Annotated in this window: 27 protein-coding genes; 16 read left to right on the top strand and 11 right to left on the bottom strand. The window is 41.4% G+C overall.

The features are described 5' to 3' along the window. Positions 1-3,123 (bottom strand): tetratricopeptide repeat protein, encoded by a 3,123-nt coding sequence (locus Q0R88_RS14695; protein ID WP_295717309.1) that lies wholly within the window; start codon positions 3,121-3,123, stop codon positions 1-3. A 264-nt stretch (positions 3,124-3,387) separates the two neighbouring features. Between Q0R88_RS14695 and Q0R88_RS14690 the strand changes: the two genes are divergently transcribed. The 3 genes from Q0R88_RS14690 (at position 3,388) to Q0R88_RS14680 (ending at position 5,589) form a co-directional block, all read left to right on the top strand. Beyond that, the gene (locus Q0R88_RS14690) at positions 3,388-4,500 is read left to right on the top strand and encodes a hypothetical protein (protein ID WP_295717307.1); all 1,113 of its coding nucleotides are present in this window, start codon (positions 3,388-3,390) and stop codon (positions 4,498-4,500) included. A 138-nt stretch (positions 4,501-4,638) separates the two neighbouring features. Next, entirely contained in the window at positions 4,639-5,145 is a 507-nt protein-coding gene (locus tag Q0R88_RS14685) for a MarR family transcriptional regulator (RefSeq protein ID WP_295717305.1), read from the top strand. Between the two features lie 72 nt (positions 5,146-5,217). Next, positions 5,218-5,589 (top strand): hypothetical protein, encoded by a 372-nt coding sequence (locus Q0R88_RS14680; RefSeq protein WP_295717303.1) that lies wholly within the window; start codon positions 5,218-5,220, stop codon positions 5,587-5,589. Between the two features lie 72 nt (positions 5,590-5,661). On the opposite strand, the gene Q0R88_RS14675 is transcribed toward Q0R88_RS14680, so the two are convergent. Then, a complete protein-coding gene (locus Q0R88_RS14675; RefSeq protein ID WP_295717302.1) occupies positions 5,662-6,033 on the bottom strand; it encodes a response regulator in 372 nt (123 codons plus the stop codon). Positions 6,034-7,066: 1,033 nt separating this feature from the next. Then, positions 7,067-7,426 carry a response regulator gene (locus tag Q0R88_RS14670; protein ID WP_295717301.1) on the bottom strand — a complete coding sequence of 120 codons (360 nt, stop codon included), beginning with the start codon at positions 7,424-7,426 and terminating at the stop codon, positions 7,067-7,069. A 391-nt stretch (positions 7,427-7,817) separates the two neighbouring features. Here Q0R88_RS14670 and Q0R88_RS14665 point away from each other — a divergent pair, with 391 nt between their 5' ends. From Q0R88_RS14665 to Q0R88_RS14645, 5 genes are all read left to right on the top strand, one after another. Continuing rightward, positions 7,818-9,134: a gluconate:H+ symporter gene (locus Q0R88_RS14665; protein WP_295717300.1), complete on the top strand. Its 1,317-nt coding sequence runs from the start codon at positions 7,818-7,820 to the stop codon at positions 9,132-9,134. A gap of 8 nt (positions 9,135-9,142) precedes the next feature. Then, positions 9,143-9,955, top strand: a complete 813-nt coding sequence (locus tag Q0R88_RS14660) for an alpha/beta hydrolase (RefSeq protein WP_295717299.1) — start codon at positions 9,143-9,145, stop codon at positions 9,953-9,955. Between the two features lie 294 nt (positions 9,956-10,249). Beyond that, complete coding sequence (locus tag Q0R88_RS14655; RefSeq protein ID WP_295717298.1) at positions 10,250-10,600, top strand: hypothetical protein; 351 nt, start codon at positions 10,250-10,252, stop codon at positions 10,598-10,600. A gap of 256 nt (positions 10,601-10,856) precedes the next feature. Next, positions 10,857-12,035 carry a hypothetical protein gene (locus Q0R88_RS14650; RefSeq protein WP_295717297.1) on the top strand — a complete coding sequence of 393 codons (1,179 nt, stop codon included), beginning with the start codon at positions 10,857-10,859 and terminating at the stop codon, positions 12,033-12,035. Positions 12,036-12,142: 107 nt separating this feature from the next. Then, on the top strand, positions 12,143-13,369 hold the full coding sequence (locus Q0R88_RS14645; protein WP_295717294.1) for a multidrug effflux MFS transporter: 1,227 nt from the start codon (positions 12,143-12,145) through the stop codon (positions 13,367-13,369). Between the two features lie 30 nt (positions 13,370-13,399). On the opposite strand, the gene Q0R88_RS14640 is transcribed toward Q0R88_RS14645, so the two are convergent. The 6 genes from Q0R88_RS14640 to Q0R88_RS14615 all read right to left on the bottom strand — a co-directional run bounded on the left by Q0R88_RS14640 (position 13,400) and on the right by Q0R88_RS14615 (position 16,742). Then, positions 13,400-14,062 (bottom strand): hypothetical protein, encoded by a 663-nt coding sequence (locus Q0R88_RS14640; protein WP_295717292.1) that lies wholly within the window; start codon positions 14,060-14,062, stop codon positions 13,400-13,402. Positions 14,063-14,143: 81 nt separating this feature from the next. Continuing rightward, the gene (locus tag Q0R88_RS14635) at positions 14,144-14,827 is read right to left on the bottom strand and encodes an ATP-dependent Clp protease proteolytic subunit (protein ID WP_295717290.1); all 684 of its coding nucleotides are present in this window, start codon (positions 14,825-14,827) and stop codon (positions 14,144-14,146) included. A 30-nt stretch (positions 14,828-14,857) separates the two neighbouring features. Then, complete coding sequence (locus Q0R88_RS14630) at positions 14,858-15,130, bottom strand: hypothetical protein (protein ID WP_295717289.1); 273 nt, start codon at positions 15,128-15,130, stop codon at positions 14,858-14,860. Further along, positions 15,111-15,656, bottom strand: coding sequence for a sigma-70 family RNA polymerase sigma factor (locus Q0R88_RS14625; RefSeq protein WP_295717288.1), 546 nt, complete (start codon positions 15,654-15,656; stop codon positions 15,111-15,113). Before Q0R88_RS14625 ends, Q0R88_RS14630 begins: the two co-directional genes overlap by 20 nt. A gap of 465 nt (positions 15,657-16,121) precedes the next feature. Continuing rightward, positions 16,122-16,529 carry a hypothetical protein gene (locus Q0R88_RS14620; protein WP_295717287.1) on the bottom strand — a complete coding sequence of 136 codons (408 nt, stop codon included), beginning with the start codon at positions 16,527-16,529 and terminating at the stop codon, positions 16,122-16,124. Between the two features lie 54 nt (positions 16,530-16,583). Continuing rightward, complete coding sequence (locus Q0R88_RS14615) at positions 16,584-16,742, bottom strand: hypothetical protein (RefSeq protein WP_295717286.1); 159 nt, start codon at positions 16,740-16,742, stop codon at positions 16,584-16,586. A gap of 580 nt (positions 16,743-17,322) precedes the next feature. Between Q0R88_RS14615 and Q0R88_RS14610 the strand changes: the two genes are divergently transcribed. From Q0R88_RS14610 to Q0R88_RS14595, 4 genes are all read left to right on the top strand, one after another. Next, complete coding sequence (locus tag Q0R88_RS14610; RefSeq protein ID WP_295717283.1) at positions 17,323-19,230, top strand: SPFH domain-containing protein; 1,908 nt, start codon at positions 17,323-17,325, stop codon at positions 19,228-19,230. A 241-nt stretch (positions 19,231-19,471) separates the two neighbouring features. Beyond that, on the top strand, positions 19,472-20,182 hold the full coding sequence (locus tag Q0R88_RS14605) for a hypothetical protein (RefSeq protein WP_295717282.1): 711 nt from the start codon (positions 19,472-19,474) through the stop codon (positions 20,180-20,182). 196 nt (positions 20,183-20,378) lie between these two features. Next, positions 20,379-20,885 (top strand): plasmid maintenance system antidote protein, encoded by a 507-nt coding sequence (locus Q0R88_RS14600; RefSeq protein ID WP_295717281.1) that lies wholly within the window; start codon positions 20,379-20,381, stop codon positions 20,883-20,885. Between the two features lies 1 nt (position 20,886). Next, on the top strand, positions 20,887-21,531 hold the full coding sequence (locus tag Q0R88_RS14595) for a nucleotidyl transferase AbiEii/AbiGii toxin family protein (RefSeq protein WP_295717279.1): 645 nt from the start codon (positions 20,887-20,889) through the stop codon (positions 21,529-21,531). A gap of 97 nt (positions 21,532-21,628) precedes the next feature. Here Q0R88_RS14595 and Q0R88_RS14590 read toward each other — a convergent pair whose 3' ends face one another. Both Q0R88_RS14590 and Q0R88_RS14585 read right to left on the bottom strand, forming a co-directional pair. Next, positions 21,629-22,111 (bottom strand): GNAT family N-acetyltransferase, encoded by a 483-nt coding sequence (locus Q0R88_RS14590; protein WP_295717277.1) that lies wholly within the window; start codon positions 22,109-22,111, stop codon positions 21,629-21,631. A gap of 187 nt (positions 22,112-22,298) precedes the next feature. Next, on the bottom strand, positions 22,299-22,565 hold the full coding sequence (locus Q0R88_RS14585) for a DUF4342 domain-containing protein (RefSeq protein ID WP_295717275.1): 267 nt from the start codon (positions 22,563-22,565) through the stop codon (positions 22,299-22,301). Positions 22,566-23,028: 463 nt separating this feature from the next. On the opposite strand from Q0R88_RS14585, the gene Q0R88_RS14580 reads away from it, so the two are divergent. From Q0R88_RS14580 to Q0R88_RS14565, 4 genes are all read left to right on the top strand, one after another. After that, positions 23,029-23,445, top strand: a complete 417-nt coding sequence (locus Q0R88_RS14580; protein ID WP_295717273.1) for a LytTR family DNA-binding domain-containing protein — start codon at positions 23,029-23,031, stop codon at positions 23,443-23,445. Between the two features lie 353 nt (positions 23,446-23,798). Next, complete coding sequence (locus Q0R88_RS14575; RefSeq protein WP_295717271.1) at positions 23,799-25,010, top strand: epoxide hydrolase family protein; 1,212 nt, start codon at positions 23,799-23,801, stop codon at positions 25,008-25,010. Between the two features lie 229 nt (positions 25,011-25,239). Further along, entirely contained in the window at positions 25,240-25,692 is a 453-nt protein-coding gene (locus Q0R88_RS14570; protein ID WP_295717270.1) for an organic hydroperoxide resistance protein, read from the top strand. A gap of 124 nt (positions 25,693-25,816) precedes the next feature. Then, on the top strand, positions 25,817-26,668 hold the full coding sequence (locus tag Q0R88_RS14565) for an epoxide hydrolase (RefSeq protein ID WP_295717266.1): 852 nt from the start codon (positions 25,817-25,819) through the stop codon (positions 26,666-26,668). Positions 26,669-26,796: the final 128 nt, after the last annotated feature.

Raw genomic sequence — 26,796 nt, 5'->3', positions numbered from 1 at the left:
TTAGTTTTGAGATGGAGTTTTAGTGGTATCTGCCGGTGCCGATTTATTACTATCGTCAGTAGCAGGAACGGCAGGTGCAGCGGTCTTGCTTGCTTTGCCTCCATTTAATACATCCAGTTTTTGTTTGGCTGTTGATAGTATCTCATCATCGGCCTTATAGTTATCAATAATGCTTTGCAGCGTTGCCTTAGCCTGGAAATTATCTTTTAAAGCCTTATAATTATCAGCCAACAAAATATAGGTTTTAGCTATCCAGTAATCATAGTTTGGCATTTCTTTAGCCAGGTCAAAACACATTTTTTGCGATGTTTTGTAACGGCCTTTTAAATACTCCACAAGGGCCACATTGTATTTCGCTTCGGCAGCGGCTACTGTTTTGGTGTTGGTAATGGTGTAATTAAGTTCCTTAACAGCGGTTGTGGTATCGCCACGTTGCAGGTAAGCCTTGCCAGCATATAAACCGGTGCGGAACTTATCTTCCTGTGCCGATTTTTCATTTTCCCTAACCAGTTTTACGTAGTTAAGCACATCATCCGGCATTTGCATTTCAGCGTAGCAAAGCATCAGGTTATTAACGGCAAAAGTATAATCGGCCTTGTATTCGGCGTTTGTTTCTAACCTTTTCAGGAACACTATGGCTTCATTATATTTTTTCTGTTGTATGTAAAGCTTGGCCATCGCGATCAGTGATTTTTCACTGTACGCACTTGTCCAGTCGTTTAGTATCAAATTGTAATCGGCAACAGCTTCCTGGGTCCTGTTCAGGTTGGTTAAGCTTTGCGCCCTTATAAACCTTGCTTGTTTTTCATAGATCTGTTTTGCCGGAAACTTATCAAAATAGGCATTTACAGCGCCTAAGGTACCTTGCCAGTCGCCTTTTAAATAAAGGTTATTGGCCGCGGTGATCATGATGCTCTCCTGGTCGGCAGTGGTATAGTTACCAATTGGCGTAGTAGTAGCGTAATTGATAAATGTTTGCGCGTCGCCCTTATCGGTGTATATTTTTTCTATCTGTTTAAGAGCTTGCTTGGCTTCATCGGTTGATGAATAGTCCTGTATCACTTTTTTAAATGATTCTACAGCAAGGTCATCACTGCCGGCATTGTAGTCAATTAAGCCAATGGTAACCAACGCACGTGGCACGTAGCTGCTGCGCGGATATTTCTGGATCATAGCCTGCAGGTCTGTTTTGGCCTTTTCACCGTCAGTTTTCAGGAAATAGGTGTAAGCAATCTCGAACGATGCATCATCGGCGTAGTCAGAATTAGGGAACTTGTTCAGCACATCATTCAGTGTACTTATCTTGGTATCAAGTGATCCCTGTAAACCCTGAATCATACCACGCTGAAATAAAGCGTAATCCTCGCCCTGGTTGTGCATAGCGATAATGCGGTTGTAATATTCCAAAGCCTTGCCGTAGCTTTTTAACACAAAGTAGCTATCGCCAATACGGGTTATAGCATCATTTTGTGTGCTTGCATCTTTTACATCGCCGGCTAAAAACTTCTCAAAGTAGTTAGCGGCTTTTTTATATTGTTCGCCATAAAACGCGGCGTAAGCTAAAGCATAGTTGGCGTAGTTGGCCACATCTGTTTCCTTAGCCTCGGGCATGGCCAAAAACTGCTCAAACGTTTCAACCGATTCTGAGTATTTACGTACCTCATACATGGACTCGGCCATCCAATAGGTGGTAAGTGCCTCGGTTTTACTATCAACAGGGTTTTTTAACGAGCGCAGGAAAATGCCGATAGCGTTTTCGAACGCGCGTTCATTATAAAACTCCAATCCGCGGTAATAGGTAACTTTTTGGTAGGCTATCTGCGCGCTTTGCGATTTATTGGGGATGGGTTCCAGTATATCAACCGCTTCCTTGTAATTGCGGGAGTTTAAAAGTTCCTCGCCCAGTAATACCTTCATTTCATCGTTACGGCGCGAGCGCGGATAATTTTTAAGGTATAACCTTGTAGCCGCAAGTGCATCAGTATTAAAATCAAGCTCGTATGATAGTTTGGCGTACTCGTATAAAGCATCTTCCTGTAGTTGCTTATCATAAGTAAGCCTTGATGCATTAAGGAAAGCGTTGCGGGCGCTTTGCTTATTATTCATCTTCAGGAAAACATCACCAAGGGTGTAATTACCACTTTGGCTATATATGTCCTTTTGTTCCACCAGTTTTTCCAGTTCGGTAGATGCCTGTGCATAATTACCAACTTTATAAAAGGTATAGCCTATTTGGTAGCTATCCTGCGTATTTTGGGTACGGCCCTGGTCGCGGTCCTGGAAACGGCCATAATATTTAACCGCATTATCATAATCGGTTTTGGCAAAATATGATGCCGCTATAATGCGCAGCATCTCGGTTTCGTTTTGCTGATGTGTGCTGTTAACAATAGGTACAGCGTAATGGATCACATCATCATAACGTTTATCTAAAAAGTAAACGGCAGATATGTAGTAAGGGTAGCTGTTTTGGTATTTTTTTGAATTTTTTAGTCTTTCAAAATTTACCAATGCCAGGTGATAATCTTTATTAAGGTAAGCTATGTAAGCAAAGTAATAGGTGGCATCCTCGGTAAATTCAGTCTTTTTGGCTTTTACCTCTGCAAAAAGCAGTTGGGCATCCTTAAAGTTACCTATAGAAAAATAGGCATAGCCTTTTCTAAACTTGTATTCGGTATTATCGTGCCCGTTAAGTTCAACTGCCTGTACTTTATCAAACCATTCCAAGGATTTTTCATAATTGCCCTGTTTAAAGTACGATTTACCAATCTGAAAGTAAGCTTGCCGGGTAAGCGGGTTTTCGGGATGTTCTTTAATGAAGCGCAAAAACATGCTTTCAGCATCGTCATTATTTAAATTTAGCGCGCAAAAAGCCTCATAATACTGGCTGTTTTCTTTAACCAGCGATAGGTCTGATTCAAACTGCGGTTGGGTTGTTGTTTTAAGCCGGGATGCTTCAACAAGGCGGAATTGCTCGGCAGCAGACACGTATTTACCTTTATCCATCAGATCGATAGCTGAGTGATAAGTGCGGTAAACTTTGGCAGATGGGTTTTGCTGGGCAAGGGCGTTTGAAGCAATAAATACCGGGATTAGCAGGGGGATGTATCTTTTTTTGATCATAAAGCGCATACTAACGATGGTGCTAAAATAGCGAAACGAAAAAGGGTAATTCACATAAGTAGTTAACAAATGTGGAAAACACTTTTATTAACGAAGGTAATACTAAACATGATATGTGTGTGGAAAACTTTAAAATTGAAGCACATTCCACAGCCGTTTGGCGTTTGGGCCAAAAGTAACTAATTACCATAATTTGCTGCAATTTTTTTGAATATTGGACGTGAGGAATGATATATTTTGCTGGGTGTTTGTTTAATTTTTGCTATGATCCTGATAAACAATTGTAAAAAACGCTTAATGTACAGCATGGTCATGTTGATGATTATTTTGGTTCACGCTATGTTTTGTAAAGCACAAAAAACAAACGGCCCGATTGTTTTAAATGATCAGCAATTTTTGTTTTCGGCAACGGGGTTTTATATAGCCGATGTGGTTGATGACCGTGATGACCGCAGTGCTGTAGCCTGGTTACTCCCCGCCGCGCAGGTAAACGGGCCCGCGTCAAAATACACCCTCGACCTGAAAGATGGTGCCTCCTCAGCAATTAAACAATTCATCAGCAAGGGACTTGCTGTTAACAAGGCCTTACGCCCAATCACTATCCACATTAAGAAGCTGCGATTGGATGAAACGCTGCAGGCAGGGGGGCGAATTGATGGAAAACTGGGCGTGGTATTTTCTTTTGTGTTACGGAGGAACGGGAATGATGTGCAACTGATTGATTACAAAGGAGGATCAAACTATGTACGCACCTGGGGACAGCAAATGGATGTAGCCGGGTTGTTAGGTAATGTAATTCAAGGTGGAATGGTTTATTTTAATACCTGGATAAACAAGCAGGCTGATACCAACATCAAATTGGCTAAAGGGGTAAAACTTGTTTTTACTGAATACACAGAACAACCCGAAGGTGATACCATTTATTATGCGGCCAACCGGCCAATAAAATGGACCGATTTTCAGCAAAAGCCGCCCACAAGTAAGTATGAGGCCCAGGTTTTCCCCAGCTTTGGTTATGACGAGGAAGTGAAGATGGTAAAAGGAATAATTAATATCCATTTGAGTTTAAAAAGTTATCTTCCTAAAAGTGCTTGCTGGGTAAAGGAGGGGGCACAAACCGCCTATAACCTTAATCACGAGCAAAGGCATTTTGATATAGTAAAAATAGTGGCCATGCATTTTAAGCAACTATTGCTAAAAGAAAAGCTGACCATTGAAAATTATGATGGACCAATTAATGTGCAGTTCCTGGATTCGTTTCGTGAAATGAACGATATGGAAAAGCGCTATGATGACGAAACCAGCCACGGGATTGACCATGATGCACAGGAACAATGGAACAAGAAGATTGATAAGGAGTTAGTTAGTATCAAGTAGTTAGTATCAAGACAGCTGCATTGAGGTTTTAGAGTGCTACTATCCAGATATGTTTTGAAAAGTTTTGCTACTAACTACTTGCTACAATTTTAATTTTCATTTATTTTTGAAAGTTTAAAAACTTCGTTATATTTGTACATGGAATTGGCAGAAGGAAAGCTTAAGTTTATTGAGGCCTGGGGTAAGTTGGGATCGGAGTGGGGGATAAACCGTACTATGGCCCAGGTGCATGCTTTGCTGCTGGTTTCGCCGGAGGCTTTAACTACTGAGGAGGTGATGGCCGAATTGAGTATATCCCGTGGTAATGCCAATATGACCCTGCGCGACCTGATTGACTGGGGCCTGGTTGAAAAACAACATAAAACAGGTGAGCGCAAGGAGTTTTTTTACGCTGAAAAAGACACCTGGGCAATTGCACGCCGGGTAGCCGAAGAGCGTAAAAAACGGGAGCTTGATCCCGTTTTAAAAATACTGTCGCAATTATCAGAGGTTAAAGGGGATGAAAAAGATCCGGCCTATAAAACTTTTAAAACATCTGTTGCGGATATTAATAAGCTGGCAAAAAACGTGAACAAGACCCTGGAGACCATGTTGAAAGCCGAAGAGAGCTGGTTTTTTGGATCGATATTTAAAATATTCAAGTAATATTTTTTTGATTTAATATTTCAATTTTTCCTGGAAATTCAATAATTTATATATAATAAAAATCACACAATCATGAACTACTTTATTTTAACTTATCTTGTTTACCTGTTGGTGAGCATTGCATTAACAGTATGGGTTGCCAGGGTATTATTTAAAAACGGGCGCATTTTCCTGGTAGATATTTTTCACGGCAATAATGAGCTGGCCGATTCTGTAAACAAACTATTAGTAGTTGGTTTCTATCTTATCAATATAGGCTATATGAGTTTGGCCCTCAAAGAAACCGGGGGTATACCCAATACCCAGGTAGTGGTTGAGGTATTGAGCTACAAATTAGGATGGATCATCCTGATATTAGGAGCGATGCACTTCTTAAACCTTGTAGTGTTTTTTAAATTGCGTAACCGTGCCAAAAGGGATAAGGCGTTTGATGTTAATATTTAAATGCAGGTTTTATAAAACAAAAAAGCAGGCTGCAAATTGCACCTGCTTTTTTGTTTTGTATAATGAATTTATTTAAGCTGCTAAATCCAACTGTCTTTTAACACTGCGCAGTAAAACATCAATATCAAAGGGCTTAGCTATAAAATCATCGGGGCATCCTTCTTGATTTAATGAACTGGAGGAAACATAATGGCTTGCAGAAACCAGGATAACAGGGATATCATGCGTTTCTTTACCGGCCTTAAGGTGTTTGCATAGGTCGCGCCCATCTAAACCGCCAAGCATAATATCCAGCAGTATCAAATCTGGCTGATGTTCTCTTATCGTGTTAAACAGGTTGTACCCGTTTGATAGTGTTTCCACCTCATAGCCAGAATCTTCAAGTATATATTTTAAAACCTCTAATATATCGTTGTCGTCGTCCACCGCTAATATCCTTCTCATGGTAATATTGATTATGTATTCTATTAAATGGTGTGCTTATTAGTTAATAAAACGCATCATGATAATAGAAGCAAATGTTATACCAAGTTTATGCAGTGGTACTTAAAATGAGAATAATAAGGTAATTACAAACTTTTTTTTGTTGGAATAGTGTAATAACTTTTTAATAATTTCAAATATTTCCTTAAAAAAGGTCAACAATAAAAAAAAATACTACACTAATGTGGTGGAAATTGCTGCAAAGCTGCAGTTTAACTGATTATTCGTTATGCCCGGTAAACACATAGCTTGATTTTTTGCAACCTGCACAAAAGTATTTTCTGATAGGTAAAAAAAATAAAATATTTTTGGCGAACCAGCTTCTGTGCATTTGGAAATGGAATTGCTTTCCGCATTTTCCGCAATAATATACTTTTCTCGACATTGTTTTATAGTGCCTGCCTTTTATAAAAATAGGCGGGGCTACCAAATTACGATATCCCAATTATAACGGATGTAAAAGTTAAAAAAAAAATACGAATACGTTAGTATAGTATTTTGGTAGTTTAATTATTTAACAATTAATTAAACAAATACATATCGTTTACGCTGGCATCTATAGCAAATGTATCTTTTTGTAGGAAGAAAGAATAACAGGTGTTTTACAAAGAAACCTCTCGGAACCCGATTGTCGAGTTCTATTTTGCATTTGGGACATATAGGGAGCTTTTTGGGCCCCGCGCTGACGCTTTCATGAGAATTTATCGGTACAACCATAATACAATCAGGGGTTTATTGTATTTACTAATCTGTTTAAAAATCTGTTAAACAAAGATATTAAAATTGCTAATATCTTAACTATCAGTATAAATTATTATGTGATTTTGATTATTGGCTAATAAAATTGAGATATTCTTAATAAGGGAGGCTTTTATACCAGTTTTTTTAATAGTTATCGATTTTCCCTGGAGAAGGGAGGTAATTTGATAAACCTGGATGTAGTTTTATGCCCCACAGTTATGGGCTGGAAACTGAGCTTAGGATGCTTTAAATATTATTTAATCAGGCTATTAACCTTTTCAACAAGTTCAATAAGATCAAAGGGTTTATTAATGATGCCATCACAGCCATAATTTAGCAGCTGGTCTGTATTACTTACGTAAGCAGAAAAAATAATAACAGGAATATCTGCAAACTTAGGATTAAGCTTAATGAGTTTACAAATTTCGCCCCCATTTGTACCGGCTACGCGGTAATCTAATATAACCAGGTCGGGATTAAATTCTTCAATCAAAGGCAATACTTTATCGCTCTCAGAAGTGCTGATTACTTCAAATTGCTCATACGTGAGGGTTTCATGAACAATTTCTAAAATATCCTGGTTATCATCTAAAACTAAAATACGTTTTGACATAAAAAACAGTGAAAAAGTGTAAAGGCTAAAATTTAGTTAAGTACGCTGATAAATTATCTGAATAAGTTAGCGCGATGGTTGGGCTAAAATTTTGTTTAATAGATCAATAAACAAAATTAATCATTTTTTAATTAAGTATTGGTAATTACAATTGGTTTTTAGTAATTTATTTTTTGTTCTAATTAATAAATTGTTAAATAAAGATTTTTTTTACTCTGCGGTTTTGCTTTTTATACTTAATCGGGATAGGGAGGAATGGTTTCCTGATCTATATTGTATTGTAAAAGGTTTACGCATATAAATCCTAAACTCAAATATTGTTATTACTTTAGGCCGCTAACATTTGCTTTTTAGTAAAGTCCCCGTCCTAAACGTATAACAGTTTGATATAATGGCACTATTAATTATTCTTGTTTGTATAATTCTGCTTGTTTTATTAGTGAGCTGGATTAAATTAAATCCCTTTATCGCATTTCTGATTGTTTCCATAGCTGCCGGCTTAATGTTGGGGATTCCTGTAAACAAGGTTACTGCATCGGTACAGAAAGGGATGGGTGATATTATGGGTCAATTGCTCATCATTATTTGCCTGGGCGCCATGCTGGGTAAATTGGTAGCGGTGAGTGGCGCTGCCCAAAAAATTGCCGAAGTATTGGTTAAAGCCGTTGGTCAAAAATACATTCAATGGGCACTGGTTACTGCCGGTTTTATTATAGGCATACCCTTGTTTTATGGCATCGGCTTTGTGCTGATGGTACCACTCATATTTTCTGTAGTGTACAAATATAAGCTCCCGGCGGTATATATTGGCTTGCCTATGCTGGCTTCCTTATCAGTTACTCATGGTTTTTTGCCGCCGCATCCATCACCATCGGCACTGGTGGTGCTGTTTCATGCAAATATGGCCACTACCTTTATTTATGGCTTAATGATTGCCATCCCGGCAATTATACTTGCAGGACCGGTGTTTGCTCAATTCCTAAAAAAAATACCATCAGAGCCGCTTGCTACATTCAGAGCAGAAGAATTACCTGCTGATAAATTACCGGGTGGCTTCAATAGCTTTTTTACTGCCTTGCTGCCGGTTATGCTATTGATGCTAACCGCTTTTTTTCCGTACCTGGGTTTCAAAAACAAGGAATTATTAAAGGTTGTGGCCTTCCTGGGTGATCCATCTATTGTAATGCTAATAGCGCTTTTGGTAGCTACTTACACTTTGGGCATAAAACAAGGAAAAAAAATGAGCCAGCTGGCCGTTAATTATACGGATGCTATAAAAGATATTTCCCTAATCATGCTCATTATTGCTGGTTCGGGTGCTTTTAAGGAGGTATTAACTGCCAGCGGCGTGAGCAACCAGATAGCTACCCAGTTGCAGGCATTTAACCTGCCTCCGCTGATATTGGGCTGGGTTATTGCCGCCATAATTCGTGTTAGTTTAGGTTCGGCCACCGTTGCTGGATTAACGGCCGCGGGCATTGTAGCTTCGGTAGTGCTTCAAAACCATGTGAACCCTAATTTAATGGTGCTTTCTATTGGCGCGGGGAGCCTGGCGTTCTCACATGTTAACGATTCTGGATTTTGGCTGTATAAGGAATATTTTAACCTGAGTATAAAAGATACCATTAAATCATGGTCGGTGATGGAAACATTGGTTTCGGTTATCGGTTTAGTGGGTGTATTGATCATTAATCAGTTTGTAAAGTAATCATCTCCATGAAAAAGCTATTTAAGGCAGGAGCCATATTAACGCTGATGCTGCTGATGTACCATGTTGGCTTTGCTCAGGAAGGTATTGCCGGGAGTTATTATACCTCGTTTGATGGCACTAAGATCTACTACGAAGTCAAGGGGGAGGGTTTTCCCGTTTTGCTGATCCATGGGTTTTCGGGTACAGGGCAGGGCTGGAAGAACGGTCCGCTTTTTAATGATCTGTTGAACGCCGGCTATAAAGTGATCATACTGGATCAGCGTGGCAATGGCCGATCAGACAAGCCACATACCGACGCCGGGTATGCTCATGATGCCGAAGCTAAAGATATTATGGGCCTGGTAAGTAGTTTAGGTATCAAAAAATATAATGTAGTGGGTTATTCGCGTGGCTCAATCATTGCATCGCGTATATTGGTTTTAGATAAAAGGGTGCAAAAACTGGTAATGGGTGGCATGGGCGACGCATACACCAACCCCGATTGGCCAAGGCGTGTGCATGCGTATAAGGCACTCATGGGCGATACTACTTTTCACGATGTGGATGGCATGATCAAATACATTCATAGCAACCCCTTGTTTGATGTTACGGCGCTTGCCCTGCAACAAAAATACCAGCCATCAACCAGTAAGGCCGAACTGGCTAAAGTGAAAATACCGGTACAAATAATTTGCGGAACAGAGGACAAAGACGGTGGATCTGAAGAAGGGCTTCAGCAAGCCATACCGGGATCAAAATTAACTTACATTCCCGGCGATCATAATATTGCAGGCAAAAGTGTACAGTTTTCTGATACAGTATTGGCTTTTCTGAAGTAAAAATGCATTTGCAGCAGCGGCTGGGATTTTTGCAGCTACGAATAGCCGGGACGCTGTTAGCAGAGCGTGATTTTTTTGATTGGAGTTGAATTGTTTATGTTCAATCGTCTGTTTATTAGTTTTTTACTTAAAAATAAAAGCTAAGCGGGCTATAGCAAACTCTTGCGATTAAATTCAAATATATCGCAACCTGGCGCTCCAAACGGGCCCAGCGATCATCACAAACTTCATTTCGGCTTGTTATTTGCACAGGTATCAATTGTATATTTTGTCACACTTATCAGATACATTGTTATGAAAAAGTTAATCATATTCGCTTGCTTGTGTTTTGCGTTCCTGCTCACGTTCGCATCAAACATACAAGCGCAAACCACCAGGAAAAAAGGAATCAGCGATCAGGGTAAAGGAGCCATTATAGGCGGCGCCGGCGGTGCCGTTGCAGGGGGCTTAATAGGGCATAATGTTGGCGGCGCATTACTTGGCGGTGCGGTTGGTGCTGGCGGTGGTTACATCGTTGGTAATGAAATTCGCCGTTCCAGAGAGAAAAAGGAACGTGCGCGCCGTATTGCATGGCGTAGGGCGCATCCAAGGCATCACCGTCCTTACAGTAAAACCACTACTGTAACCACTGTTAAATATCAATAAGGTTAAAAAAAGTTAAAATAACTTAATAAGCCTGCGGTTATTTCAATCGCGGGCTTTTTCTTGCTATCTTAAGGCTCCACCGCATAAATGGGGGCATAAGGAATAAGTTTCATTAAATGCTTAACAATCAAATTATTCGTTAAAGTATTGAGTAAATTATTAAAAAACACCAAACAGCATATTTAAGTATTCCGTTTAATATATAATGGGTAAAGCGTTTATAGTATTATTATTTTGTTCAATTCCCTACGTTGTGATGGCACAAAACGCCATTCCCATTCCCATTGCCGATACCCTTAAAAGCAAAACGGATACTATTGCACAAAGAGACCTGATAGATATTTTCAGATCGGTGTTTAATATTAAGCCCAGAAAGGTATCAACCGTTGAGAAAAAGAAGTTCTATTTTTCTATTTTACCCATATCCGCATCAGACGGGCGAAGCGGCGGGAGGGCTTTGTTCACTTCCACCACAGCCGGTTTTTATCTTGGCGATCCGGCAACAACCAATCTATCCAGTTTTGTATTTACGCCTTATTTTAATTTAAAAGGCCGCTATGGTTTGCCTATCAGATCAAATATATGGCTTAATAATAACCAATGGAACATAACAGGCGATACCCGTTTGCTGGTTTACCCACAGTTCACCTGGGGCCTGGGTGGCAATGCGCCAGAAGGCCATAAGTTTTTGGTTAACTACAACTACGTGCGTTTTTACCAAACAGTGCTAAAAAAAATAAAGCCATATTTTTACGGGGGTGTAGGTTATAACCTGGATTACTATGTAGATATTGAAAGCCAGGGCGACAATACGCTTAGCAACTTTACCAATTATAAATATGGCACAGCTACAAACCAGGATGTTTTCTCATCCGGGGCTACGCTGAATTTATTGTATGATACCCGCAAAAACTCAATCAATCCATTGCCCGGGGCTTACGCCAATATATCATACCGGTTTAATACCAGGTTGCTGGGTAGCAATACCAACTGGCAGTCATTATATATTGATGTGCGTAAGTACGTTTCGCTAACCAATTCGGGACCTAAAAATGTGCTGGCATTCTGGTCGTACTATTGGACATCGCTTACGCCCGGAACGCCCTACCTCAACCTGCCCAGCCTGGGTTGGGAGCCTTACCAGCGATCGGGCCGGGGATTTAAACAGAACCGCTACCGGGGCCAGCGCCTTGCCTATTTTGAAACAGAATACCGCCGCGATATTACCCGCAATGGCTTGTTAGGCTTTGTTTTATTTGCAAACGTAAACTCCGTTACCGAGCCCGATAATATGAAATTTACCTTTTGGCACCCGGCCGCCGGCTCGGGGTTAAGGTTTAAATTCAACAAAAAAGCAGGCACAAATATTAGCCTCGATTATGGGGTAAGCCGCAACTACTCCTCCATAAACCTCAACCTGGGCGAAACTTTTTAAGTCGGGGGCAATGGGCAATAGTCCATTGTTAGTGGTATCTTTGGCCCGTAATTTTAATACCCTTAAAATCCGTTGACCATGGTCAATCGATCATCGACTAACAGCATATGACCAAAAAACGATACTTTTTTTTAATCCTCATATTAGGTTCGCTCACCGCGTTAGGACCTTTTTCAATAGATATGTACCTGCCTGGTTTTAAGGCGATAGCAAAATATCTGCATACCAGTACTGATCAGGTGGCGCTATCTCTTTCCAGCTTTTTTATAGGCATATCTGCCGGGCAGTTATTATATGGCCCTTTGCTGGATAGGTACGGGCGCAAAAAGCCTTTATATTTTGGTTTATGCCTGTACATCGTAACATCTATAGGCTGTTTCTTTTCCACCTCACTGGAGATGCTGATCATTATGCGTTTTTTCCAGGCGGTGGGCAGTTGCGCGGCAGGGGTGGCCTCCATGACCATGGTACGTGATCTGTTCCCGGTAAAAGACAATGCAAAGGTATTTGCCTTGCTTATTTTGGTGCTTGGGGCTTCGCCCATGGTTGCACCAACTGTGGGCAGCTATATAACAGCGGCATTTGAGTGGCAGGTGATCTTTTTAATCTTAACCATTATAGCCGTGTTAATATTGCTGGCCGTTATATTCTTTTTACCGGAAAGCTATCAGCCCGATCCCTCATTTTCCCTAAAACCCAAACCTATCATCACCAACTTTTGGGAAGTAATGAAAAATCCGCAATTTTTTACCTACGCCATAAGCGGTGCCTTTGCATTTGCAGGTTTGTTTGCCTATGTTGCCTCATCGCCCATTGTGTTTATAGAAGTGTTTAAAGTAAGTCAGAAATCCTTTGGCTGGATCTTCGCGGGGCTGTCGGTTGGGTTTATAGGCTCCAGCCAGGTAAACAGTATGCTGGTGAGGAGATACAGCAGCGAACAACTGGTAAATGCATTTTTGATTTGTATGGTTGTTATTTCGGTAGTGTTTTTAATAGGTTCCTTTAATGGCTGGTTCGGCATGGGGGGCGCAATTGTTATGATATTTGGAGTTTTATGCTGTGTAGGTATTTGCAGCCCCAATACATCGGCACTATCGCTTGCTCCATTTACTAAAAATGCAGGCTCCGCTTCGGCGCTTTTAGGAGCGTTTCAAATGGCTGTGGGCTCATTGGCATCTGTTGGCGTTACGCTGATAAAAAGCCAAACCACTTTGCCGATGGCAGGGGTAATGGCCGCATCATCCATAGTGGCTTTGCTGGTATTGGTTATTGGCAGAAGGTTTATTAAGAACAAGGTGGAAGCTGTGGCAGGTGCGGTTGTAGTTAGTCACTGATGTAAAACGCGAAAAATGTTGTTTACGTCATTAAGCCACGCTTACTTTATAATATCCCGTTAATTCTCCTTTTTTATTGGCTGTTATATTCATGATAAGGGTATCGTGTCTTTTTGTGTCCTTATCCACCCTTAATTCGTAATCTTCGGTAATTGTTGTGGGGTTGGGCCCTTTAGGATATAGTGGTTGTTTGTGGATCGTATTTTCGACTTTTTTATCAAAAAATAGGTTGGTAGTAAGCACTGTTTCACCATTGATGTGAACTTTGGCGTGCAGATGCGTTAAGCGGTTGGTATACCAACCAGGGAATATGGATGTAAACTCGCATTTACCCTTGTCATCCGTTACCTGGTAACCTCTTAACCAGGTTTCATTTAATGTGTTTTCTGCTTTAAAATCCGAGTAATGACCTTCACTATCGCACTGCCAGATATCTACAATAGCGCCTTTAATGGGTTTGCAATGCTTATCCTCAACCATGAAAATATATTTTACCGGCGTACCTGCTTTACGCTCCACAATATTTGCACGATTTAATTTTTCATTTTTATAGTAAGGGCCTTCCGGTACGGGCGGGGTGATAGGATCGTCGCAATCTGTTAAAAGATCTTTTACAGGGTTGTTTTTTGTTGAAGAAAAAAGGCCTGCAAAAAAAGGGATACCTAATAATGAGATAAATTGGCTACGGTTCATTTCGGTAGGTTTAATTGAAAAATCGGTGTATTAAAGTTAAATATAAAAGCACCGATTTTTCAAACCCCGTCAAAGTTTTATTTACATCAACACCTCATCAATAATCCCAAATTCCTTAGCCTCGTCAGCTATCATCCAGTAATCACGGTCTGATACTTCGTAAACCTTTTCGTAAGGCTGGCCGCTATGTTTGGCAATGATCTCGTATAGTTCCTGCTTTATTTTGAGTACCTGGCGGGATGCAATCTCGATATCAGATGCCATACCCTGCGCGCCGCCAGATGGCTGGTGCAGCATCACCCTGGAATGGCGTAAGGCCGCACGCTTGCCTGCTGCGCCTCCGCATAACAGCACTGCGCCCATGGATAGGGCCATCCCCGTGCAAATGGTTGCCACATCGGGGCTGATGAAATGCATGGTATCATAGATACCCAAACCTGCATATACCGAGCCACCCGGTGAGTTGATATACATCTGGATATCTTTTTTGGCATCGGTGGATTGCAGAAAAAGTAGCTGTGCCTGTATAATGTTGGCCACATTATCATCAACCGCCTGGCCCATGAAAATGATGCGGTCCATCATTAGGCGCGAGAATACATCCATTTGGGCTACGCGCATTTCGCGCTCTTCGGTAATGTACGGCGTCATGGCCGTAGGCAAGGCACTTTTTTCGACCCCTGAGATATAGCTATCTACCTGCGAACCAGCAATAGCATGGTGCATGACCGCATATTTGCGGAATTCCTGTTTATCGATATTCATGAAAATGTTGTTTTTGTGGTAAGCTTTGCCTTACATGTTTAAAAATATGCGGGCTATTTTTTGTTTGAAACTCAGATGTTCTGGTTGAGTGAATAATTGCTGATGTACAGCTTCTATCTCTTGTTTTAGCTGCCTGCGGCCATATTGCTGCACCAAAGTATAAATCTGTTTTTGGGCTGATACATTAGCCTGCAGATCAGTATCCAGCAACAGCCTGGCATCAAACAGCAACGCATCTCCGGGGTGCTGCTTGTTGAGCAGGTGGGCTTCTGTTTGCGCTATGTTATTTAAGGAAGTCCTCATACGTTAATGCTTTTTGTTTAACCGTTTCCCTCACTTTTTCGATGCATTTGTATTTCTGCACAGTTGCCGAGCGCACGCCCGAAAAACCGAATGTTGCTGCCACCTCCGTCATCGGTAATTTATCGTAATAAAAGGAGCGGAGTAACTCCATACAGCGCTTACCGGCGGTTTCTAAAAAACGAAGCAACTTATGTTCATCGGGTATGGATACAATTTCGGCAGCAGAGTTGGCTATCTCAGCTTCATTCAGAGGCGATGTTTGGCTGCCCTCTTTATAGTGTTTGAGCCACAGGTATCTTGCGGTGCCGTAAATGTAGGCACCATCGCTGTTGTTTATGGCTAAGCCGGCAGAAGCTGTTTTTTCGTAGTAACTGAGCAAGGCATCCTGGAAAACATCCTTAGCCTCATCAAATGATCCGCCGCAGCGGGATACATACTTCGCCACAGCCGGGAAAACTTTTTGATATAAGGCTATAAAAAGCTCCTGCCTTTTTGCCGCCTGTTCCTGTAATTTAACCGCATCCATTGTTTACTGTTTATTACTATGTGCAAGTTAAGGAAGTTATATCACCTTTTTTTAGAGATTTTTGGAGCAAGGATTTTTGGACGAAGGAGCAAGGATTAACTTAGTTGAGTGGTTACGCAGTTTTTGGACGAGGGACTTTTAATACCTAAGGAGTCATGCCGAACTTGTTTCGGCACCCCATAGGACAAGTTATTCAACATACCGGGCAAGTTTGCAAGTGGTATGCTATTTCCGTGGTTTGGGTTCTATTCCCGCAGTTTGTGTCCCCACAAACTGCTGCTACCACGTTAATTGTGCAAGCTGTTTGTGAGGACACAAACAGCGGGTGGAAACTGCTGCTACCATGTTAATTGTGCAAGCTGTTTGTGAGGACACAAACAGCGGGGGGCATAACTTCATTTACTTTAACTACACCAACCCCGCAACCCGAACCCCGCAACTCGTCCCCCGCTCCCCGCAACAGTACTAAAACTTACTCGCCCGTAACGCAGTTACCTTCGAGCCATCTACACCTATGGTTTCAAAAACAATTTTGCTTTCTGTTAACTCCGATACGGTGAAAACATAACTGCGTGTTTTACCGTCGGGTAGCACTTCTGTTATGTTCATATTGCTGCCATTAAGGGTAAAACTGCCGTGCGCCAGGAATTTACCACCCCATACAATCAGGAATTTCATTTCGGGGGTAAATTGAATATAAGGGACAACCTCATCCAGGTCGGCCTTTTTCATAGTATCCGGCGGACTGGCATTGGGGTGTTCAATCTTTACGTATTTCCATTTGCCGGTAAGGGTTGTAACGCTAACCGATGGCTTGCATGATGTTAGCAGGAACAGTGCAACGGCTAATAGTAAAATGCTATGTTTAATCATGACAGGTAATATTTTAGCCAAGCTATGCAATTGCCTTTAAAATTAAAAACAAAACTACTTGCCTTTTGCGCGTTTTCTCATCTGTTCTTCGGCTTTTTTTAGCTCGTCTTTTTCACTCATCGGGAAATCGGTTTTAAGTTCTTTGCTGGCAGGTCTGCTGCTTTCTGTTGATTTTGAGCCGTCTGTTTTATTTTTTGATGTTAATATGGACATGATAGTTGTGCTTTAGATATTATATAGAAAGGTATTAGCTATATCAACCCATTGGGATCGGGAATTGTTTTTTTTAGAATTGGTCGGCTTGTTAAAGTATTGACGATGAGTAGTGTTGTGAAAGTTGGGAATGGTTGCTTGTGAGGATACCATAGGTGTTAGGAAGAAATAAAAAAGACAGGGGCAATGTGCGGTTCCTTTCTCGGAGAATGGGAGGCAGGGGTTAAGTCAGGCGTTCAAGTACGATTGCAGTATATATATATCGGCGCGTTGGGATGGAATTAAAAATTTTTTTGAACATCGATGATGATGATACAAGCAAAGGATGAAAATCCTGTCTATCAATTAATTACACAAATTCCAGTTCAGACGAACTTAGAGCGCAAAAATAAATTAGTGGTAAACCATCAACGGTCAAAAAATAATTTTTAAAATTGTTGTAACAACCTATAACCGTAACTGTCTAAATGACACTAAATAGCCAAGGACTCCCTTCCAAAAGGTATGCTATTAAGTATTGTGAGGACCCGCACCTTAAGGGTTCCGTTAAAAAAATCAAATATTTAAATCTTTTAAAAAAATGGACAAATCAATTGTGATGTTATTTTATGCTGTGCCTGTAATTTTGGTGCTTGTAATGTACAAGTTTGTTTTACGGGTGTTTTTTGGTATGGTGATAGTACCCGATGACCGTATTGGCCTGGTGGTTAAAAAGTTTACCCTTTCGGGAAAAATGCGCTTGCCCGATGGACGTATCATTGCTACCAACGGCGAGGCCGGTATGCAGGCTAAAGCACTTGCGCCGGGTTTATACTGGGGGATGTGGCCGTGGCAGTATGGGATTACCATGGAGTCGTTTACAATTATTGAACAAAATAAGCTTGGGCTGGTAAAGGCAAAGGATGGTGCCCCGTTTGATACCGGCCGTGTGCTGGGTAAACCGGTAAACTGCGATAAGTTCCAGGATGCGATAGCGTTTTTGGATAACAATGGTCAAAAAGGCCCGCAGGCTGCCTTCCTTACACCGGGTAGTTACCGTATCAATACCTTTTTGTTCGAGATTGTGATGGTGCCTATTACGCAGATCCAGGAAAACAAGGTGGGTATTATTACCACCCTTGATGGTGAACCTTTGGCAAAAGGCGAAATTGCGGGCTACTCTGTTGAAGGCCATAAAAACTACCAGGACCCTATTGCATTTATTAATGCCGGCGGCCGTAAGGGTTTGCAGGAGGATGTAATTTTGGCGGGTACTTATTACCTTAACCCATGGTTTGTATTGGTGGAACAGGTAGATATGATCTACATCCCGATTGGTTATGTGGGTGTAGTTAACTCCTTTGTTGGGCCAGAAGGTAAGGATACCAGCGGCGATGCCTTTAAGCATGGTAACATTGTTAAACGGAACCAAAAGGGTGTTTGGGACGAGCCACTTGACCCCGGTAAGCACCCGGTTAACATTTATACCCACGCGGTTGAAATTGTGCCTACTACCAACATTGTATTAAACTGGGCCGATAGCCGTACCGAAGCGCATGAACTGGATAAAAACCTGTGTACCATTACGGTAAGATCAAGCGATGGTTTTACATTCAATCTGGATGTGTCACAGATCATACACGTACCGCGTAACGAGGCTCCGAAAGTAATAGCCCGGTTTGGTAAAATGAAAAACCTGGTATCGCAGGTATTGGAACCAACTATTGCCAACTATTTCCGTAACTCGGCGCAAAAGAGTGATGTGATTGGCTTTTTGGCCAATCGTATAGATAGGCAAAATGATGCTAAGGAACACATCAGTACAGTATTGTCCTCTTACAACGTGGTAGGCGTGGATACATTGATAGGTGACATAGTGCCACCTGCAGCTTTAATGAAAACCTTAACCGACCGTAAAATAGCCGAACAGGAAAAAGTTACTTACGAGATACAACGCCATGCGCAAATTGAGCGTAAGGAATTTGAAAGTGCCAGGGCTGGCGCCGATATGCAGCCAGAGGTTGTAAAATCGACCCGCCAGGTAGAGATAAATACCCAGATGGCCGCTTCAAGGGTTGCCGCATCACGTGGTGAGGCCGAAGCCAAAACTATTAACGCTAAGGCTGATGCCGAAGTGAGGATCACGATAGCTAAAGCAGATGCAGAAGCCAAAACCGTAAACGCCAAGGCCGATGCCAACGCGACAGAGGTGAATGGTTTGGCCGAAGGTGCCAAAATAAAAGCCATAGGTATGGCCGAAGCCGAAGTAACCAAACAAAAAACCGAAGCTATGGGTACCGAACAATACGCCATTGTACGTGTAGCCGAGGCCCTTGCCAGCAATGGTATTAAGTTAGTACCCGAAATACTGGTAAGCGGCAAAGACGGCGGCGGCAACGGTATGATAGATGCCCTGATAGGCAGCGAAATGTTGAAAAAGTTACAGCGCGTTAATGAAGGTGGCGGCGTGAGTGGAGGAATAGTGAGCGGTGAGACTAAAGGTGAATAATGAATGATAAATAAGTACTATTTTATTGCTTTGTAATAATGGTTTTTATAAAGGGTGCATCTTCGGGTGCACCTTTTTTTTATACTTTGGTTATAGCGTATAAGTCAGCGATAAAGTGCAACCATCAGTCACTCAATGTTAAAGAGTTTTCATTGATGTTTTATATGATTGCAAAGCTGTTAATTTTAGTTAAATGCTGTTTTGTATAATTGTAGTTTAAATTTTATGTTTATTTTTATATATGCTTAAAAGGGTGTTTTTGTTACTTACGGGCTGCATAATTTCGGCAGTTGCATTGGGGCAAAGTTTGCATAGCGGTGTGGTATATGAGAATAAAACACGCGTGGTGCTGCAAAATATACGGGTTGAAAACCTGGGTAACAATAAGGTTGTTATTACGGATAAAACCGGTGCATTTACTATAGGCGGCAAAGCTGGTGAACTGCTGGTGTTTAGCGGTGCTTTTTATAAACCGGATACCGTGCTGCTTACCGGCAATAAACCTCTTGAAATATTCCTGACGCCTCAGCATAATATGCTTAACGAGGTAAATGTAACCGCTACGGAAGCGATACATGCCGGCTCATTCGCTGCGCCCGAGTTTCATAACCAAACGGTGGTGTATCATCGCGATAAGCTTGGTAATTATGACGGCGGCCTCACGTTCAGGTTAAGGTATTTTAAAAAAGACGAGAAGAAACGCAAGCAACAGCAGGATTTTTTAATAAACCAAGACCAACAGGATCAAATAGTCAAGGTTTTTAATGCCGATAATATAGCCAAGTACCTGCCTTTAAAAGGTAAGGATATGGACGACTTTTTAGTTCTTTATACCCCATCGGCTAAAACCTATTTCAGTGCCGATTTTAACCTTGTGTTTTATCTGGATACCAGTTATAAAGCTTTTTTGAAGATCCCAGCTGATCAAAGGAATACGCAATTGGATCAATAATTTCTGCAAGGGGGAACTTTTAACAAAAATTATTCTTAGAAAGGCCTTCACCCAACCTTGGTTGAACGGTTCACTATAACATTCCACAACCCTACAATTAAGAATCTATTAATAACAAGTTGAGAGGATAATAGTTCGTTTATAACCATATTTGTATAATTATAATTTTATAAACAAATTTGTTTATATTAGTCATATGGAAACTGTAATAGAAAAATATAAGGGCATTCATCCAGGAGTTATTCTGGAACGTGAGCTTAAGAAAAGGAACCTCAAAAAAGGCCCTTTTGCACTTTCATTACATGAATATCCTCAAACGTTAAACAGCATTACTAAAGGACAACGCGGACTGACGCCTGCACTATCTTTAAAAATTGACAAAGCTTTAGGATTGGAAGAGGGAACAATGCTTCTGCTTCAGACTTATTACGAAATAAAAAAGGAACAGCAGAAAGCTAATTTAGGGGAACGTCCTGACCTTTCAGTTATTCGAAAAAAGCTGTTCTGGGATACAGATATCACTAAGATTGATTGGGAAAAGCAGTATAAAGCAGTTATTCAACGTGTGTTTGAACGGGGAAATGATGATGAAAAAAAAGAAATGCTGAGGTTCTACGGTAAAGATAAAATTAAGGCTATTACTGGCAGTACCAGGATTGCAAATAATACACTGCCTGTAATGGGACACGTAAAAGCAAAATAACATGCTCTATTGGAATACTGTAAATGCCCTTTTAAAACACTGTTTAATGACATTAATGGTGGCTGAAGAACTTAAAGACTTCAGACTTGTTGGCGGCACAGCGTTGAGCTTGTATTTGGGACACCGAATGTCAGTGGATATAGATCTTTTTACCGATGCGAATTATGGCTCTGTTGATTTTGACGCTATTGAAAGATTTCTCAACAAAAGCTTCGGGCATGTAGATGGTGAGTTTGGAGGTAATCCGGGCATGGGAAAATCTTACCTTATTGGAACTGATCCGGATAACGCTATCAAACTGGATTTATACTATTCCATGGATCCTTTTTTTCAAGATGTGTTTCTGCAAGATGGTGTGCGCATGGCAACTATGGAAGAGATTGTTGCCATGAAAATAGATGTAGTACAAAGGGGCGGCAGGAAAAAAGACTTTTGGGATTTGCATGAATTACTAAGTCAATACAGCGTCGCCGCCATGATCCTTCTCCACAAGCGACGTTTTGAATGGACACATGATGAACGCCTGATCATAAATAATTTCTCGGATTTTGCTGATGCCAATGATGATTTGGATCCCATTTGCTTAAAAGGTAAGGAATGGGTATTTATTAAGGAAGATATTGAAGCGGCAGTTGCTGGTAGATAAGGTATTGTACTAAACACAAGTCAGCCACTACTCTGTCCACCACACAAGACTTTCGCTAATGGGGGGCCGATATGCAGTTTTGAAGCATAAAGGTGTATTACAGCGGCTTGTACATGATATAGGTATCTACAAGCCCCAATTGCAGGTGCCTGAAACCATTAGGGGTAGTGCCAATAATGGTAAAGCCATTTTTTTGCCAAAGCTTTACCGCATCATAATTGGTTGAAACCACAATGTTAAACTGCATAGCCTTGTACCCTTGTTCTTTAGCTATTTGCATAGAGTGCCGGCAAAGCAGGCTTCCTATACCTTTGCCTCTGGCATCAGGATGTACCATATAACCGCAATTGGCTATGTGGTTGCCCAGTCCCACCTGGTTGGGCTTCATGATATAAGTGCCTAATATTTTATGGTCCTCTTCGGCAACAAAGGTTTGGATGGGGCTTGCAAACCAATGTTTTTGTAAATCAGCTTTCGGAGTTTCAGGATCAAACGCGTACGTATCTCCTGTTTGTATAACTTTTGAGAATATTTCCCAAACTGAATCATAATCTTGTTGAGTGGCCGGTCTTATTTCCATAACCTATAGAGGAGTGCTGATGCAATTGTAAAAATGCATCATATTGTTGAATTTTACCAGCGGGATTTACGCGGAAGGTGTTCGCCAGCGACGGGGAAAGCATCAATAAAAATGCATACAGCAGCAATGTTTGTTTTTAAATTCCAACTGCCGCTGCATGCATTTAACCTATTGCATTTACAGCAATTTACAATTCGTCCTTTTGTTCTGCTTCCGGCTCCTCCCGTTCAACGGTGATTGTACATTCGCCAATCAGCGCGGCTACTGCTCCTACGGCTGCCAATACTGGTGCCAGGAAAATGCCTACTATACCTACGGCCAAAGGAAATGTCATCAATTCTTTACCGGAATGATCTGTTATGGTTATTTTCCTGATGTTGCCTTCGGCAATTAGTTCTTTTACTTTTTTAAGCAGGATATCCCCGTTTAGGGAGAATGATTCTTTTGAGGTCATGACAGGTTGTTTTTATGGGGTTAATGTTTAATAATAAATTCAGTAAAACTTGCAGGTTGTATTGATAACCTTTTGACGCTAAGTTGTTGAATTTGTTACCAATAAAATTTCGCCTCAAATAATAATAGGCCAATGGCTTGCCGTACAGGCAATCATTAACGCATAAAGCAGGTTTTCTCCATTAATTATTCATGAAGTTAAGTTACTATGAACTAATAAAAAGTGTTATGATAGTACACTGTTTGTAAACTCCGGCCACTACCTTGCTGCAATTACGTTTTTAATCATTTTAATCTTTCTTGGAGTTTACTGTTTTACTATTTTTGAATAGAATTTCACATAACATGGACATTTGGTTTTCGGCCCCCAAGGTAGATAGCAGTAGCCGAGTTTATTCTTTAACTGATTAAAGATGTAATAAACCTGGGCAGGCGGATGGTTAAGAAAAATAAAACCTAATAAGATGGAAACGCAAGTCATGAAAGTCACCCAACAAAATGACGGATCTTATTCTGATGATGTGTTAGAAAAACGCAGCGGTAAAACAAGCTTCCTTGTTTTCAGGCAAAATAAATATAGCACAGTGCCCGTTGATCATATTGCTTTTTTTTATGTCACGTGCGAATCATCAGCACTTGTGTGCTTCGATCAGCAGGAATATGCTGTAAACTATTCATTGGACCGGATTCAGAAACTTTTGGCAAACAGTCAGTTTTTTAGGTTAAACAGGCAATACTTGATAAGCTTTCAGTTAATAAAGGATGTTGAGCATTATTTTGCAAGGAAACTATTGGTTAATCCAATTATACCTGTCTCCGATAAATTGGTGGTTCCTAAAGAAAAGGTGAGTATTTTTTTGCACTGGCTCGATAACCGGTAGTCTTTAAAAAAAACAGGCAATTTTCAGGTCACCCTTTAAAAAAGAAGTACAATCTTCTTTGAATTATTCCCCTCATTCCCTGGAGGCTATTAATACGTAAATTTCGTTTCTGGAAATTATAATCATCGCAAAAGTTAAAAAATTTCGAGTTTAAAAATGTCCACCTCAGGAGGTATTTAGTCCACTTAACCTATTTGGTGCTGGATGCCGGTTGATGATATAAATATCTTTGCTAAAAAATAATGACACCTTAAAATTTACTACAAAACCGTTTAGCATACGCCATCAATTTGCTAATTGAATACAGTTGACATGGAGGATAGATGTAAGAAAGAAATTTTAAAATCTATACAATGGAAACCAGCACAGCAACTTTAGAGGAAGTGGGATCAGGCGAGTTGATCCGTCCTTTCCGGTTCAACTTTCCGCAAGCCGACCTTGATGATCTGCATCGCCGTATTTTAGCCACGAGGTGGTCTGAAAAAGAAACAGTAGATGATTTTTCGCAGGGTACGCCACTGGCCACATTACAGACACTTGCCGGCTATTGGGCTTCAAACTACGACTGGCGTAAAATAGAAGCAAAAATAAATGCCCTTCCGCAATTTATAACCAGTATTGATGGATTGGATATTCATTTCATACATGTACGTTCAAAAAATCCAAATGCCCTCCCAATTATTATAACTCATGGCTGGCCCGCTTCTATAACTCACCAGATGAAAATCATCGGTCCTTTAACCGATCCTGAAGTGTTTGGGGGGATGACGGAGGAAGCCTTTGATGTCGTTTTTCCATCGATGCCTGGCTATGGATTTTCTGGCAAGCCAACAAGTACAGGTTGGGGACCGGAGCGTATAGCGAAAGCCTGGGTAGTGCTGATGAAACGACTTGGCTACAACAAGTTTGTGGCACAGGGTGGAGATTGGGGGGCACTTATCACAGAACAGATGGCTGTACAGGCAGCGCCCGAATTGATTGGGATTCATACAAACATGCCCGGGGCGGTTCCGGCAGAACTTAACGAGGCCGCATTTACAGGTGTGCCGACTCCTTCATGGTTATCCGGGGAGGAAAAACAGGCCTATGAGCAATTGGTATTTGTATACCAACATGTATATTATGCCTCTTACATGGCATCGCGCCCCCAAGCACTGGCCGCGTTGGCAGATTCGCCGGTTGGTATGGCGGCATTTTTAATCGACTTTGACGCCCGTGGTTTAGATCTTATCTCACGAGCCTTTGCCGGGCAAAATGAATCCCTTACACGAGACGAGATTCTTGATAACATCACCCTTTTCTGGTTAACAAATACTGCTGTTTCAGCCGCGCGTCTTTACCGGGAAAATAAGCTGGCCTATTTTAGCCCAAAGGGGATCACTATCCCCGTTGCCGTGAGTGTTTTTCCTGATGAGCTTTTTGTGGCGCCACACAGTTGGGTAGAAAAGGCATATCCAAATCTTATTCATTACAATAAACTTGACAAAGGAGGGCATTTTCCTGCATGGGAGCAACCAACACTATTTGTTAATGAAATGCGTGCGGCTTTTAGTTCGCTCCGTTAATCTGTTGGGAAATGGTTTAAATACCATAAGACTGTTTAGAACGCTCAACCAATTTGATAACTGAATATTGTTTACATGGAGGATAAATTTAAGAAAGCAATTATGAACGATAAACGCAGGGGTGCCGCTCGCGACAATGAAGTTCCTTGCCAACTATAGGGCTACGGAGTATAACTGGCACAAAGTGGAAGTGAAAACTGAACAATACATATAATTAAAAATCAAAACAATGGAAAATACACATACAGAAGATCCACAAGTGGATACCCAGCTCACAAAAGTACTGTACACAGGCAAAACTCACACTACCGGAGGCCGCGATGGCGGCTCAGCTATTAGCTCTGATGGTCGCCTGGACGTTAAACTTTCCAGTCCCGGCACTCCTGGTACTGGAACAAATCCTGAGCAGTTGTTTGCCGCCGGCTGGTCGGGCTGTTTCATGAGTGCGATGAAGATTGCTGCTGCAAAAATGAAGGTAAGGTTTCCGGCAGATGCCGCCGTTGATGCTGAAGTGGACCTGGCCCAAACCGGGGAGGATTACCACCTGCAGGCGCGCCTCAACATTAGCTTACCTGGCCTGGAACGTGAAGTTGCTCAGGCGCTGGCTGATGCAGGTCACCAAACCTGTCTGTATTCAAAAGCCACACGCGGTAACATTAATGTAGAGATCAACGTGGTTTAAGCCGGATACTCCGTTGATAAATAGTCTGAATACTACAATGCCGTTTAGTCTGCCTAACCAATTTGTTGATAGACTACGGTTTACATCTAAAATAAATTAAGAAAGCAATTTTAAAATTTAAACAATGGAAACAATCACAGACACTTTAGAAGAAGTAGGATCGGCGGAATTGATCCACCCCTTCCAGACTACCTTTCCGCAGGCCGATCTGGATGATTTAAAACGCCGCATTTTAGTAACAAAATGGCCCGAAAGAGAAACCGTAGACGATCAAACGCAGGGTGTGCAACTCGGTACTATTCAGGCACTGGCAAAATACTGGGGCACAAGTTATAATTGGCGTAACGTGGAATCGAGACTGAATGCTTTGCCCCAATTTATAACAGAAATCGATGGACTCGACATTCATTTTATTCATGTTCGTTCGAAACACGAAAACGCGTTGCCAATGATCATTACGCACGGATGGCCCGGTTCCATCATCGAACAAATGAAGATTATTGATCCGCTTGTGAATCCTACTGCACATGGTGAAAAGGCGGAGGACGCGTTTGATGTCGTAATTCCTTCCATACCGGGCTATGGATTTTCGGGCAAGCCAACTACTACCGGCTGGGACCCTCAACATATCGCACGTGCCTGGGTTGTGCTGATGAAGCGCCTTGGCTATAAAAAATTTGTAGCACAAGGCGGCGATTGGGGCGCGCTCATCACCGAGCAAATAGGTCTGCTTGCACCTCCGGAGTTGTTGGCTATTCACACCAACATGCCTGGCGTATTTCAGGAGGATATTAACAACGCGGCATTTTCCGGGGCGCCGGCTCCCTCAGGTCTTTCAGCCGACGAGAAACTCGCTTACGAGCGTTTGCAGTTCGTATATCAAAAGGGTATCGGATATGGTTTTCAATTAGGATTGCGCCCGCAGACGATGTACGGACTCGCGGATTCACCGGTTGGTCTGGCTGTCTTGTCCTAAAATAGGTTTACAGTTTAATTGATAAATCCTGTTATACGTTTACAATATTTATTAGTCCTAAAATAGGTTTACAAATCCACATTTTGAGTTTTATAATAACTCTTCCAGGTTCGCTCTACTTCCAGGTT

The sequence above is a fragment of the Mucilaginibacter sp. genome (assembly GCF_025362475.1).
Classification (GTDB): Bacteria; Bacteroidota; Bacteroidia; order Sphingobacteriales; family Sphingobacteriaceae; genus Mucilaginibacter.
Note: the sequence above shows the minus strand (reverse complement) of the source record. Positions and strands in the feature narration are given on the sequence as shown.